The sequence below is a fragment of the Streptomyces sp. NPDC046866 genome (assembly GCF_040704625.1).
Classification (GTDB): Bacteria; Actinomycetota; Actinomycetes; order Streptomycetales; family Streptomycetaceae; genus Streptomyces.
Genome location: NZ_JBEYXN010000055.1, coordinates 1 through 12,248 on the forward strand (window position 1 = coordinate 1; position 12,248 = coordinate 12,248).

13 protein-coding genes are annotated in these 12,248 nt (G+C 74.1%); 8 read left to right on the forward strand and 5 right to left on the reverse strand.

The window, feature by feature from the left end:
- Positions 1-142 precede the first annotated feature (142 nt).
- Entirely contained in the window at positions 143-532 is a 390-nt protein-coding gene (locus tag AB0953_RS35025; RefSeq protein WP_366863646.1) for a tyrosinase family oxidase copper chaperone, read from the forward strand.
- A gap of 26 nt (positions 533-558) precedes the next feature.
- Positions 559-1,422, forward strand: a complete 864-nt coding sequence (locus tag AB0953_RS35030) for a tyrosinase family protein (RefSeq protein WP_366863647.1) — start codon at positions 559-561, stop codon at positions 1,420-1,422.
- A 106-nt stretch (positions 1,423-1,528) separates the two neighbouring features.
- On the opposite strand, the gene AB0953_RS35035 is transcribed toward AB0953_RS35030, so the two are convergent.
- Entirely contained in the window at positions 1,529-1,810 is a 282-nt protein-coding gene (locus tag AB0953_RS35035) for a chaplin (RefSeq protein ID WP_366863648.1), read from the reverse strand.
- Positions 1,811-1,889: 79 nt separating this feature from the next.
- Positions 1,890-2,294, reverse strand: a complete 405-nt coding sequence (locus tag AB0953_RS35040; RefSeq protein WP_366863649.1) for a hypothetical protein — start codon at positions 2,292-2,294, stop codon at positions 1,890-1,892.
- A gap of 200 nt (positions 2,295-2,494) precedes the next feature.
- Here AB0953_RS35040 and AB0953_RS35045 point away from each other — a divergent pair, with 200 nt between their 5' ends.
- Positions 2,495-3,988, forward strand: a complete 1,494-nt coding sequence (locus AB0953_RS35045; RefSeq protein WP_366863651.1) for a carboxylesterase family protein — start codon at positions 2,495-2,497, stop codon at positions 3,986-3,988.
- Here the strand turns inward: AB0953_RS35045 and AB0953_RS35050 are convergent.
- Positions 3,966-5,192, reverse strand: a complete 1,227-nt coding sequence (locus AB0953_RS35050; protein ID WP_366863652.1) for an alpha/beta hydrolase-fold protein — start codon at positions 5,190-5,192, stop codon at positions 3,966-3,968. The two genes, AB0953_RS35045 and AB0953_RS35050, sit on opposite strands and share 23 nt — an antisense overlap.
- 264 nt (positions 5,193-5,456) lie before the next feature.
- Here AB0953_RS35050 and AB0953_RS35055 point away from each other — a divergent pair, with 264 nt between their 5' ends.
- The 3 genes from AB0953_RS35055 to AB0953_RS35065 all read left to right on the forward strand — a co-directional run bounded on the left by AB0953_RS35055 (position 5,457) and on the right by AB0953_RS35065 (position 8,778).
- Positions 5,457-6,338 (forward strand): alkaline phosphatase family protein, encoded by an 882-nt coding sequence (locus AB0953_RS35055; RefSeq protein ID WP_366863653.1) that lies wholly within the window; start codon positions 5,457-5,459, stop codon positions 6,336-6,338.
- 2 nt (positions 6,339-6,340) lie between these two features.
- The gene (locus AB0953_RS35060; protein ID WP_366863654.1) at positions 6,341-7,684 is read left to right on the forward strand and encodes an MFS transporter; all 1,344 of its coding nucleotides are present in this window, start codon (positions 6,341-6,343) and stop codon (positions 7,682-7,684) included.
- Positions 7,685-7,749: 65 nt separating this feature from the next.
- Positions 7,750-8,778 carry a hypothetical protein gene (locus AB0953_RS35065; RefSeq protein ID WP_366863655.1) on the forward strand — a complete coding sequence of 343 codons (1,029 nt, stop codon included), beginning with the start codon at positions 7,750-7,752 and terminating at the stop codon, positions 8,776-8,778.
- Between the two features lie 71 nt (positions 8,779-8,849).
- Here AB0953_RS35065 and AB0953_RS35070 read toward each other — a convergent pair whose 3' ends face one another.
- The gene (locus AB0953_RS35070; protein ID WP_366863656.1) at positions 8,850-9,536 is read right to left on the reverse strand and encodes a GNAT family protein; all 687 of its coding nucleotides are present in this window, start codon (positions 9,534-9,536) and stop codon (positions 8,850-8,852) included.
- 486 nt (positions 9,537-10,022) lie between these two features.
- Between AB0953_RS35070 and AB0953_RS35075 the strand changes: the two genes are divergently transcribed.
- Together AB0953_RS35075 and AB0953_RS35080 are read left to right on the forward strand one after the other, a co-directional pair.
- On the forward strand, positions 10,023-11,321 hold the full coding sequence (locus AB0953_RS35075; protein ID WP_366863657.1) for an MFS transporter: 1,299 nt from the start codon (positions 10,023-10,025) through the stop codon (positions 11,319-11,321).
- Between the two features lie 13 nt (positions 11,322-11,334).
- The gene (locus tag AB0953_RS35080) at positions 11,335-12,015 is read left to right on the forward strand and encodes a (2Fe-2S)-binding protein (protein ID WP_366863658.1); all 681 of its coding nucleotides are present in this window, start codon (positions 11,335-11,337) and stop codon (positions 12,013-12,015) included.
- A gap of 108 nt (positions 12,016-12,123) precedes the next feature.
- Here the strand turns inward: AB0953_RS35080 and AB0953_RS35085 are convergent.
- The coding region (locus AB0953_RS35085) for a proprotein convertase P-domain-containing protein (protein ID WP_366863659.1) at positions 12,124-12,248 on the reverse strand (125 nt) is incomplete at its 5' end.

The window sequence follows — 12,248 nt, forward strand, 5'->3', positions numbered from 1 at the left end:
CGCCCCAGACCCCGCGCCTCAAACGCCGGCGAGGCTGGATTTGCCGGGCCCTCGTGTCAGGCGTCGGTGGGGCGAGGTGACCTCCCTTGCTGCGCTGCGTTAGACCCCGTAGCGCATCACCACCGAGCGAGGGAGAGAACGCATGCACGCCGCACCGGCACCGGCATCCGCATCCGCATCCGCCTGCGCACCACCCACCCGCCGCGCGGTCCTGCGGACGGCCTTCACCGCGGCGGTGCTCGCCGGCACCGCCGCGGCCCTGGCACCCGTACTGCGCGCCCGCCGCCCCCGCCAGACCCTCACCCCTGCCCCCCTCGCCGAGGAGACCTACCGCGGCCGGCACATCTCGGTCAGCGCGGCGGACGTCCGCATCGACGGCCGCCCGCTGCACGTGATGCAGCGCGCCGACGGCAGCTACCTGAGCGGCATCAACCACTTCCAGTCCTTCTCCACCCCACTCGAGGCCGCCCGCGCGGCCGTCGACGAACTGGGCACCACCCAGCTGGCACTCGCCGCCCCGCACCACCGCTGACGCACCGAAACGGGAGGACCCCCGCGTTGTACACCCGCCAGAACCAGCGGAACCTGACCAGCGCCCAGAAGAGGCGGTTCACGGCGGCGGTGCTGGAGCTCAAGCGCACCGGCGCGTACGACGACCTGGTGCGCACGCACGACAAGTACTTCGTGCCCGACAAGGACACCAAGCTCCGCGTCGGGCACATGTCGCCGTCCTTCTTCCCCTGGCACCGCCGCTACCTGCTGGAGTTCGAACGGCTGCTCCAGGGCGTGGCCCCGGGCGTGAGCGTGCCCTACTGGGACTGGACCACGGACAACAGCCCGGCCTCCTCCCTGTGGGCGGAGGACTTCCTCGGCGGCACCGGCCGCGCGGGCGACCGCCAGGTGATGACCGGCCCCTTCGCCCACAGCCGGGGCAACTGGGAGATCACCGTGGGCTTCTCGGAGGCCCGCTTCCTCACCCGCAACCTCGGCCGGCCGCAGAGCCCGATCGCGCTGCCCACCGCGGCCGAGCTCCAGTGGGCCCTGGACGACCCGACGTACGACACCGAGCCGTGGAACTCCACCGCCCGCGAGGGCGGCTTCCGCAACAAGCTGGAGGGCTGGGCCGCGCCGAAGAGCGAGCGCTGGCGCAACCACAACAAGGTCCACCAGTGGATCGGCGGCCACATGACGGGCGGGGCCGCGCCCAACGATCCCGCCTTCTGGCTGCACCACGCGTTCGTGGACCTGCTGTGGGACCGCTGGCAGCGCCAGCACCCCGGCTCCGGCTACCTGCCCGCCGCCCCGCTGCCGCTGGGCGACCTCCAGCACGGCCGGGTGGTCTCCCTGGACGAGCCGATGCCGCCGTGGGGGATCACCCCGCGCGAGATGCTCGGCCACCAGGGCCTGTACCGCTACGAATGACCTGCGCGGGCCGGGCGCCGGGCGCGCGAAGGGCCCCCGCCGCACGGCGGGGGCCCTCGCTTCAGCCCGTCATCGGGCCGGCAGCCGGTTCCTCAGGCGGACGTGATCACTCGCCGTAGCCCTCGGTGTGGTGCTTCTCGCCGCCACCCGACGCGTTGATGCAGGTGTTGCCGAACGCGGGGTTCAGCAGCGCGATGATGTTCACGGTGTTCCCGCACACGTTGACCGGGATGTGCACCGGAACCTGGACCACGTTGCCCGACACGACACCGGGCGAGCCGACGGCCGCACCGTTCGCGCTGGCATCGGCGACGGCGAGACCCGCACCGGCGGCCAGGACGCTACCGGCGGCAGCGGTGATGGCGACTGCCTTCGCGATACGCGACATCAAGATCTCCTCATGAGATGTGGGACGCCGCAAGATCTGCGGCATTGACATGGCATACAACGCCGGGGGAGGCCAGGGGTCACGGCCGCTGGGCCGTCGTGGTGAAGTCGAATCGGACGGACGCGAACCGCGGCGTGATCTGGCCCCCTCCGCCGGGCGGCAGGACCGCGAGCGGGCTCCCCGTGCAGCCCGGCCGCGGGTACAGCGTCGCCGTGCCGGTGGTCCGGTTGGCCACGCCCCGGGCGCCGCCGCCACCGGCCTCCACGCAGCCCCGCGGGGACTGCAGGACCTGGACCTTGTCGCGCTGGTTGACGTACTGGAAGTCGTCCCCGGAGCCGGTCCCGGAGGCGGCCCGGGCCGTGGCCGCCGCCCCCGCCGTGCCCGCGGCTGCGGCGAGCAGGAGGAGGGGGAGCGACAGCAGGGGGCGGGCCGGCCGGAGGGAGCGGGCCCGGCGGGGGAGGGAGGGGGGAGTGGGAGGTCGCATGCCGGTCCAACCCGGACCCGCCCGGACCGGGTCACGCCTTGTCACCCGTCGCAGGGCTGTGCGACCGTGCGCGGGGAAGGCAGAGGCGAAGACACAGCCGACATGGCAGACACTGCAGACACGGCGGACAGGCACACACGGGCGGTACGACGCGGCGCACGCGCCCGCGGCCGCACCGGCGACGGCGGGAGCACGACACCATGAGCACAGCGGGCGGCGGCAGCGGCCGGCCCCGGGTCAGGACCGGACACGGCGTGGTCGAGGGCCGCACCGGCCCGGGCGGGACCGCCGTCTTCCGGGGCGTCCCGTACGCCGCCGCGCCCGTCGGCGCGCTGCGCTTCGCCGCCCCGCAGCCCCCGGCCGCCTGGGACGGCGTACGCGACGCCGGTGCGTACGGTCCCACCGCGCCCAAGGTGCCCTATCCGCCCACCTTCGCGGCGCTGCTGCCCGACCCGGAGGTCCCCGGCGAGGACTGCCTCAACCTCAACGTGTGGACCCCGGCCCCCGACCCGGGCGCCCGGCTGCCCGTCATGGTGTGGCTGCACGGCGGCGCCCTCACCCGCGGCTCCTCGGCCGTCCCGGTCTACGACGGCTCCGCCTTCGCCCGTGACGGCGTCGTGCTCGTCTCGGCCAACTACCGCCTCGGGGTCCTCGGCTACGGTCTCTTCCCCGACGCCCCCGCCAACCGGGGCCTCCTCGACCAGATCGCGGCTCTGACCTGGGTCCGGGAGAACATCGAGGCCTTCGGCGGGGACCCGGCCCGCGTCACGGTCTTCGGCGAGTCCGCCGGCGCGATCAGCACCGGCGCCCTGCTGGCCGCCCCCCGCGCCGCCGGCCTGTTCGCGCAGGCCGCCCTGCAGAGCGGCGCCCCCGAGGTGCTGCCGCGGGACCGGGTGCGCGCCGTGGTCCGGCGGATGGCCTCGCTGCTGAAGGTGCCCGCGACCGCCGGCGCCTTCGCGGACGTGCCCCTGCCCGATCTGCTCGCCGCGCAGGGCGCCGCGCTGCGCCGCTCGAGCCCGCTGGCCGCCGGGCCCGCCCTCGGCCTGGTCGCCGACCCGGACACGCTGCCCGCCGATCCGCTGGTGGCGGCGGCCGCCCGGGACGACGTACCGCTGCTGCTGGGCTGGACCAGCGAGGAGTACCGTCTCTGGCTGGCCCCCACCGGCGCGCTGCGGCTGCTGGACCGGCTCGGTCCGCTCGCCGTGGCGCTCGGGCGCGTCCGCAGCGGCAAGGACCGCGCGGCGGTACGGGCGCTGCGCGCCGCACTGCCCGGCGCGGGCCCGGCCGAGCTCGCGGGCCAGCTGCTGACCGACCGGCTGCTGCGCGACCCGCTGCGCCGGCTCGCCGGGGCCCCCCGCTCGGCGCCGAGCTTCCTCTACGAGTTCGCCTGGCCCTCCGGGGTGCCGGGTCTGGGCGCCTGTCACGCCCTGGAGCTGGGCTTCGTGTTCGACACGCTCTCCGTGCCGGAGTCGGCGTGGCTGGCGGGCCCGGACGCCCCGCAGGAGCTCGCCGACCGGATGCACGCGGCCTGGGTGCGCTTCGCCGTGGCCGGCGACCCGGGCTGGCCCGCCTGGAACGGCGACGGCCCGCCGATGGTGTTCGGCGGGCCGCTGCGTGCTCGTGCTCAGGCGTCCGAGGGCTTCGAGGCGTCCGGGGCGTCGGAGGCGGTGGTCACTCCACCGGCCCTTCCATGACCTTGCTGATGAACTGGATCGGACCCTCGCCCATGTTGGGCACGTAGGTCTTGGCGTTGTGCTGGCCGCCCGGGATGACCCTCATGCTGGTGTGCACCGGGCCCTTGCCGTAGGTGGCGATCCACTTCTGCACGTCGGGGAGGGTCTTCTTGTTGTTCTCGTTGTCGCCGACCTGGAAGGCGAGGTAGACGTCCGGGCCCTTCTTGTCGATGAGGGCCTTGGCCAGCACCTCCGGGTTGTTCTCGGCCTTCTCCTTGTCGAAGCCCTTCCACAGCGAGGAGTCGGGCACGACGTCCGGGCCGGAGCAGATGGCGGCCTTGAACTTGTCCGGGTGCTTCAGGACGGCCTTCAGGCTCGCGAAGCCGCCGGTGGAGGAGCCCATGTAGGCCCAGCCGTCACGGGACTTGATGGTGCGGAAGTTCGCCTTCATCAGGTCCGGGACGTCCTCCGTCAGCCAGGTCCCCATCTTGGGCTGGTTGGGGATGTCGGAGCCGTCCCAGTAGATGCCCTTCTCGTCACCGGAGGGGTTGAGCACCGGCATCGCCAGGAGGAAGGGCTTGCTCTTGCCCTCCGCGTACCACTTGCTGATGCTGGTCTGCAGGCCCAGGTCGGTGCCCATCCAGTAGTTGGTGGGGTAGCCCGCGCCGCCCGGCAGGGCGATCATGACCGGGAATCCGCTCTTGGCGAACTTGGGGTCGTTGTACTCCTTGGGCGCCCAGACCCAGACCTTGCCCTTGAAGCCGGACTTCTTGCCGTCCAGCGTGGTGACGGCCACGTGCGTGCCGTCGCCCAGGGTCATCGTGTTCTTGAACTCGGCCGCGGGGCCCGTCGGCATCAGCGCCTTGGAGTTCGGGTTCTGCTTGGGGGCCTCGGCCGCCTTCCCGCCGGCGGGCTTGCCGAAGGAGACGTCCTTGCCCTTGTCGGTGAAGGGGGGTATCTCGAAGTGCCACATCACGCCGGCGGCTATGCCGAGGAGGGCCAGCACGGAGACGATCGCTATCAGCCAGCGCCGGCCCTTGCGGGGGCGGCGCGGCTCGTCCTCGGGCTCGAATCCTTCGTACCGGGGCTGCGGTGGCCCGTACGGGGGCTCGTACTGCTGCTGGGGTTCGTACGGCGGCTGCGCGTACGAGGTGCCGTAGGGCTGCTGCTGGTACTGCCCTTCCGACCGGTACGGCTGGTGCTGTCCGTCGGGTGAGTACGACATGTGCGGTTGCTCTCCGGCTGGTGCTGCCCCGTCGGGGGGTGGTCTCTTTCCGATTGAAGGATGAGCTTATGCCGTCCGCGGTTCCCTCTTTTCCACCTCTTGGCCAGCTCTGGGGTCGGCCGTTGCCCGACACCGGCAGGCCGGCCGGAGTTCTCGAGGTGTTGGCCCGCCGTCCCTGGCCCATGCACACGGCCCGGCGTATGGTGCGTGCGCGCCGCCGCCCAGACCCCGTTCCCCCTGCCCGGAGGTACCCCCGTGTTTGGCATGACCTCTTCATGGTCCCGCCGCAAGACCGCCCTAGCCACCGCCTTCGGCCTCACTGCCGCCGGCACCACCCTGTGGGCCGGCCTCGGCAGTGCCCAGCCCGCACACGCGGCCGGACTCCCCGCCCCCGACCACGTCGTCGTCGTGGTCTTCGAGAACCACGCCTACAGCCAGGTCATCGGCAGTTCCAGCGCCCCGTACATCAACTCGCTGAAGGCGGGTGGCGCCAACCTCACCCAGTCCTACGGCGTGACCCACCCCAGCCAGCCGAACTACCTGCAGCTCTTCTCGGGCTCCAACCAGGGCGTCACCGACGACAGCTGTTACACCCCCGGCTCCAAGTCCGCCCCCAACCTCGCCTCCGAGCTCATCGCCGCGGGCAAGAGCTGGGGCAGCTACAACGAGGGCCTGCCCAGCCAGGGCTCCACCACCTGCAGCAGCGGCAGGTACGCCCGCAAGCACAACCCCTGGTTCGCGTTCTCCAACGTGCCGACGAGCTCGGCCAAGACCATGAGCCAGTTCCCGACGGACTTCACCACCCTGCCCAAGGTGTCCTTCGTCGTCCCGGACCTGTGCAACGACATGCACGACTGCTCCGTCGGCACCGGCGACACCTGGCTCAAGAACAACCTCAAGGCCTACGCGGACTGGGCCAAGACCCACAACAGCCTCCTCGTCGTCACCTTCGACGAGGACAACCGCCTCTCCGGAAACAAGATCCCGACCGTCCTGTACGGGCAGCCCGTCACCCCCGGCAGCACGTCGGCCACCACCTACAACCACTACGACATGCTCCGCACCCTGGAGGGCCTGGCCGGGCTGACCACCCACGCCGGGAACGCCGCCACCGCCAAGGACATCACGGGGATCTGGGCCTCCTGACCATGTACGTCGCGGACAGTCGCGGTACCCCCGCGCCCGCCGTGGCCCCCGAGACGCCGGCCGTCGCCCCGGGCACCAGCCCGGGGCGGCGCGCCGCGCTCGCGCCCACGGTGCTCGCCCTCGGCACGGTCAGCCTCGTCACCGACGTCTCCTCCGAGATGGTCACGGCCGTGCTCCCGCTCTACCTCGTCGCCGGCCTCGGCCTGTCGCCGCTGGGCTTCGGCCTGCTCGACGGGGTCTACAACGGCGTCAGCGCCCTCGTCCGGCTCACCGGCGGCCACCTCGGCGACCGGCTCGGCCGGCACAAGGCCCTCGCCGGCATCGGCTACGGCCTCTCCGCCCTGTGCAAGCCGCTGCTGCTGCTCGCGCACACCCTGCCCGCCATCGGCGCCGTCCTGGCCCTCGACCGCACGGGCAAGGGCCTGCGCACCGCCCCGCGCGACGCACTGATCTCGCTGGCCACTCCGGCCGCGGAGCGCGGCCGGGCCTTCGGGGTGCACCGCGCCATGGACACCGCCGGTGCGCTGATCGGGCCGCTCCTGGCCTTCCTGATCCTGCGCCGCGCCGCCGACGGCTACGACGCCGTGTTCACCGTCAGCGCCTGCGTGGCCGCCCTGGGCGTGCTGGTGCTCGTGCTCTTCGTACCGGGCCGGCGCACCGCGCCCGCCGGCGCCGCCGCTCCCGTCTCGCTGCGGGCCTCCCTGGGCCTGCTGCGCCGCCGTGACCTGCGCCGCACCGCCCTGTGCGCCCTGCTGCTCGGCCTGTGCACCGTGAGCGACGCCTTCGTCTTCCTGCTGCTGCAGCGCGCCACCGGGATCGCCGACCGCTGGTTCGCCCTGCTCCCGCTCGGCACGGCCGCCGCCTTCTTCCTGCTCGCCCTGCCGCTCGGCCGGCTCGCCGACCGGATCGGCCGCCGGCGGGTCTTCCTCGGCGGCCACCTCGCGCTGCTCGCCGCGTACGGACTCCTCCTGGCCGGCGGCCACCACCCGGCGCTGCCGTACGCGGTCCTGCTGCTGCACGGCGGGTTCTACGCCGCCACCGACGGCGTCCTGATGGCGGCGGCCGCCGGGGCCGTGCCCGAGCGGCACCGCGGCGGCGGCCTCGCCCTCGTCCAGACAGGCCAGGCCCTCGCCCGCTTCGCCGCCTCCCTCGGCTTCGGCGCCGCCTGGACGGCCTGGGGCGCCCGCCCCGCGCTCGCCGCCGCAGCCGTGCTGCTGGCCGCGGCCGTCGCCGCCTGCCTCCTCCTGCTGCGCCCGGCGGACGAGGAGGCCCGCGATGACGAGTCCCGCGACGAGGTCGCCCTGGCCGGCCAGGCCCGCGACGGCGCTGGCGCCGACGGCGCCTGAGACGCCGGGCGCCGAGCCGCACGCCGCCCGGGCACTCGAAGCACCCCCTCCCACGAAAGGCCCCCATGACCCTCCAGCGCCGGATCCTGATCCTCGTCTGCGCCGCCGTCCTGCTCGCCGCCGTGGGAGTGCTCGCCGTCGTGCGGGCCTCCTCCCGGGCCGACGAGAAGAACCACCCCCGGGCCGGCGGCCCGCAGATCCGCCGCGGCGCGGTCTCCCTCGCCCCGGCCGAGGGCGGACGGCGCATCGTCTTCCGCAACATGGCCTGGGGCCCGCACCGCGACGAGCTCGCCACCGTTGCCGCGGACGCGCCGGACGGACCCCGGACCGCCTCCGGCGTGAGCTGCCTGCGCTTCCACTCCGCGGCCGGCACCGGGATCTGCCTCCAGGCCGACAAGGGCGGGGTCCAGGAGGGCTACCGGGCGGTCGTCCTCGACGCCGGGCTGAAGGAGACCGCCGTCCACCCGCTGGCCGGCATCCCGACCCGCGCCCGGGTCTCGCCCGGCGGGCACCTCGCCGCCTGGACCGTCTTCGTCGGCGGGGACAGCTACGCGGGGACGAACTTCTCCACCCGGACCTCGCTGCTCGACCTGCGCACCGGCCGGCTCGAGGCCTCGCTGGAGGACTTCACGATCCACAAGGACGGCAAGGCCTACCGCAGCGCCGACGTGAACTTCTGGGGTGTGACCTTCGCCGCGGACGAGCGGACCTTCTACGCGACGCTGGCCACCGGCGGCCGCACCCACCTGGTCCGCGGCGACCTGGCCGAGCGGACGGTGACCACCCTGCGCGAGAACCTCGAATGCCCCTCCCTGTCGCCGGACGGCACCCGGCTGGTGTTCAAGAAGCGGGTGCAGGGCCTGCCCGACGACGCCCCCTGGCGGCTGTACGCCCTCGACCTGGCCTCCCTGCAGGAGACCCCGCTCGCCGAGGAGCGCAGCGTGGACGACCAGGTGGTGTGGACGGACGACCGGAACGTCGTCTACTCCCTGCCCGGGGACTTCGGCGCCGACCTGTACACCGTCCCGGCCGACGGCAGCGGAGCGCCGGCACGGCTGATGACGTCGGCCCTCGCCCCGGCCTTCCTCGGCTGACGCCGTGAGGGGCCGGCCCGAGGGCCGTGGCGGCCTGCGCAGGACCGTTCCGCCGGACCTGCGCAGGACCGTTACGCCGGGATGAGGGTCTTGCGCCGGCGCTTGCGCGGCGCCCGCGCCGAGAGCCGCAGCTCGATGATCGACCGCACGGCCGGCCACTCCTCGTCGAGGATCGAGTAGAAGGCGGTACTGCGCACGGCCCCGTCCAGCCCCCGCGAGTGGGCCCGGCGGACCCCCTCGGGAGTGAACCCGAGCCGCTCCATCGCGGCGCGCGAGCGCACGTTGCGGGCGTCGGCGCGCAGCGAGATCCGCCGCACGCCCCAGGTCTCGAAGGCATGGCGCAGCATGAGCAGCTTCGCCTCGGTGTTGATGCCGGTGCCCTGGGCGCCCGGGGACAGCCAGGTGTTTCCGATCTCGGCGGCATCGGGGATCGCCGTCGCCGGATCACCGAAGGGGACGCCCGGCACGGCGGGCCAGACCAGCGGCCCCTGCCAGTAGTCCAGCTCCAGGAACCGGGTCGAACCGACAACCAGACCGTCCGCGGCTCTGACCACCGCGAACGGAAGCGATCGGCCCGCCGCCTGGTCGGCGAGGGCGCGGTCGATGTACTCGTGGGACGCCTGCACCCCATGGGGTACGGGGGTGAAGGCGTAAGTCGTACGATCCTCGGCCCCGGCCGTGGCCAAGGCCTCGACGTGGTGGGGGGCGAGGGGCTCGAGCCGCACGGAGCGGCCGGCGAGGAGTACGGGTACGGGCACGGAGCCTTCGGTCCTTCTGGGCGGTGGGGTGGTTGCACAGTCTGCGCTTCCGAGGTCACCCCCCGCGCAAAACGCGGGTGAAAGGCAACGGGCTGTCAGGTGAAGCGCGAGTGCCTCAATGTAGCCCCTTAATGTCCTCTCTTGAACCCCCTGAATGGCAACGCCGCGGCGATGTTTTTCACCGACGCCCCGGACGGCGGTCCCGACGGTTTCCGTTCACCTTGCGATCACCTCTGACCTGCGGCAATGCAGCCCGGCCTGTGCATGCCCGCACGGGGCCCCACCGGCCGGCTCCGCGGGTGGTCCGCCGGTCCGACTCGGGAGCCTTAAGCATCGAACACGCGTCGTCGGACGGGCTCCGCCGGCGGGCCGGCCGCAGGAGGGCGCAGCGGCGGCGCCCGGGCCGCTCCGGGCGGTGGATTGGCCCAGGTCGGAAGGTGGGGATTGGCCCTTCGGAACGGGCCATTCAGTTGATCTGATGAGCGTGTGACCAGCCGCATCCTGCCCCCGCCCGGAGCCCCCCGCCGCCTGGCCGCGGCCCAGCTCGCCAACGCCGTGGGAGACGGCGCCTACTACGTGTGCTCGGCCCTGTACTTCACCCGCGTGGTGGGGCTCTCGCCCGCCCGGATCGGCATCGGGCTGACCCTCGCCTGGGCCGTCGGCTCCGTCGCGGGCGTGCCGCTCGGGGCGCTCGCCGACCGGCGCGGCCCCCGCGGCACCTCCGTGCTGCTGGCGCTCGCCACCGCCGCGTCGGTCGCCTCCTTCCTGGTGATCCGCTCCTACGGGGCCTTCGTGCTCGCGGTGGTCGCCTACGCCACCGCCCAGTGCGGCCTGGCCGCCGCGCGGCAGGCCCTGCTCGCCGGCCTCGTCGGCCCCGGGCAGCGCACCGGCGTCCTCGCCCACCTCCAGTCGGTGCTGAACGCCGGCCTCGCCCTCGGCGCGGCGCTCGGCGGGATCGCCCTGGGTGCCGGCACCGGGCCGGCCTACCGGGCGGCCCTCGCCCTGGACGCGGTGGGCTTCCTGGTCTGCGCCGGCGTCCTGCTCTCGCTGCCCGCGGTCGCCCCCGTACCGCAGAGGTCGGCCGGGCAGCCCCGCGCGGCGGTGCTGCGGGACCGGCCGTACGTGCTCGTCACCCTGTTGAACGCGGTCCTGCTGCTGCGCATGCCGCTGCTGAGCCTGGCGATCCCGCTGTGGATCGCGGAGCGGACCAGCGCCCCCGGCTGGCTGGTCTCGGCGCTGTTCGTCCTCAACACCGGGGCCGTGATGCTCTTCCAGGTGCGCACGGCCGGGCCGGTGACCGACCTGGACCGGGCGCGGCGGGCCCTGCGGATCTCCGGGCGGGCCATGGCCGCCTCGTGCGTCGTGTTCGCCCTCTCCGCGCTGCCGACCGCCGGCTGGGCGGCCGCGGCCCTGCTGGTGGCGGGCGCGCTGCTCCAGGTGGACGGGGAGATGCGGCAGTCCGCCGGGTCCTGGCAGATCGGCTTCGCGCTCGCGCCCGCCGAGCACATCGGCCAGTACCAGGGCTTCTTCGGCGCCGGGGTGCCGGTCGCCCGGACGCTGGGGCCGACGGTGCTGACCTCGCTGCTGCTGGTGTGGGGGATCCCCGGCTGGCTGCTGTTGGGGGCGGTGCTGCTGGCCGCCTCGTACGCGATGGGGCCGGCGGTCCGGTGGGCGCAGGCGGGCCGGGGGGACGCCCGGCCAGCGGGGGCGGGCGTACGGGCCGGGGAGGCCGGCGCACGGGCCGGGCAGGAGGCGGGGCCGGTCGGAGGGCCGTCCTCCGCCTGAGATCATCCTCGGCATGGACATGGACGACGTACTGCTCCGGCTGGCCCGGGTGGGGCCGTTCTTCAGCGTGCCGTACGGCAAGGAGCCGCCCGGGGAGGGCTTCCGCCCGCTCCAGGAGCTGTACGGGCCGCTGCTCGGGCCGTACGTCGCCGAGATCGGGCGGCGCATCGGCAGCGGTCCCGGCCGGGTCGCCGCGTCGACCGCGCAGTTCGGGATCGCCTCGCGGCTGTGGTCACTGGGGTTGGGCTGCGCCGCCCTGGCCGGCCGGGTGCCGGACCTGTCGGCGCAGCGCGTGTGGTGGCGGCTGCCCGCCGCGGGCTCGCTGGAGCTGTGGCTGCCGGATCCCGGCGAAGGGTCCCTGCCGGCGGCGGAGCTCGGCGGATCCGTCCTCGCCCACCTCGACGGCCTGGGCGCGGCCCTGCGCGAGCGCCACGGGGTCTCACCGAAGGTGCTGCGCGGGAACGCGGCCTCCGCGCTGGTCGGGGCGCTGCGGGTGCTGCTCGACCGGGTGCCCGGCGCAGCGGCGGTGGAGTTGGCGGCCGGGCTGCTGGGCGAGGGCGGGGCGCTCGGCGGGACGGGCCGGTTCGTCCACGAGGAGGGGCTCGGGGTGGCCTTCGTGCGGCGCAGCTGCTGCCTGTACTACAAGGTGCCGGGGGGCGGGCTGTGCGGGGACTGCGTGCTGCGCACGCGGTAGCGGACGGCGCAGGCCGCCGGGGTGCGGAGGGATCCGCTCCCCGACGGCCTGCGCGTCGTGCGTGCCGCGGCCCGGACCGGCTTTCCGTCCGGCTGTGCGGGCCTCGGCTCAGAAGGTGAGGTTCCAGGCGTCGATCTTGCCGGTGTCGCCGCCGGCGTTGTCGTTGACCCGGAGCTTCCAGGTGCCGTTGGCGACCTCGGAGGAGGCGTTCACGGTGTAGGTCTGCAGGATGT

What these genes read in the sequence shown, in the direction of transcription:
- AB0953_RS35025 (WP_366863646.1), top strand. Translation starts at nt 143, where the DNA reads ATGCACGCCGCACCGGCACCGGCATCCGCATCCGCATCCGCCTGCGCA.
- AB0953_RS35035 (WP_366863648.1), bottom strand. Translation starts at nt 1,810, where the DNA reads ATGTCGCGTATCGCGAAGGCAGTCGCCATCACCGCTGCCGCCGGTAGC.
- AB0953_RS35040 (WP_366863649.1), bottom strand. Translation starts at nt 2,294, where the DNA reads ATGCGACCTCCCACTCCCCCCTCCCTCCCCCGCCGGGCCCGCTCCCTC.
- AB0953_RS35045 (WP_366863651.1), top strand. Translation starts at nt 2,495, where the DNA reads ATGAGCACAGCGGGCGGCGGCAGCGGCCGGCCCCGGGTCAGGACCGGA.
- AB0953_RS35050 (WP_366863652.1), bottom strand. Translation starts at nt 5,192, where the DNA reads ATGTCGTACTCACCCGACGGACAGCACCAGCCGTACCGGTCGGAAGGG.
- AB0953_RS35055 (WP_366863653.1), top strand. Translation starts at nt 5,457, where the DNA reads ATGACCTCTTCATGGTCCCGCCGCAAGACCGCCCTAGCCACCGCCTTC.
- AB0953_RS35060 (WP_366863654.1), top strand. Translation starts at nt 6,341, where the DNA reads ATGTACGTCGCGGACAGTCGCGGTACCCCCGCGCCCGCCGTGGCCCCC.
- AB0953_RS35065 (WP_366863655.1), top strand. Translation starts at nt 7,750, where the DNA reads ATGACCCTCCAGCGCCGGATCCTGATCCTCGTCTGCGCCGCCGTCCTG.
- AB0953_RS35080 (WP_366863658.1), top strand. Translation starts at nt 11,335, where the DNA reads ATGGACATGGACGACGTACTGCTCCGGCTGGCCCGGGTGGGGCCGTTC.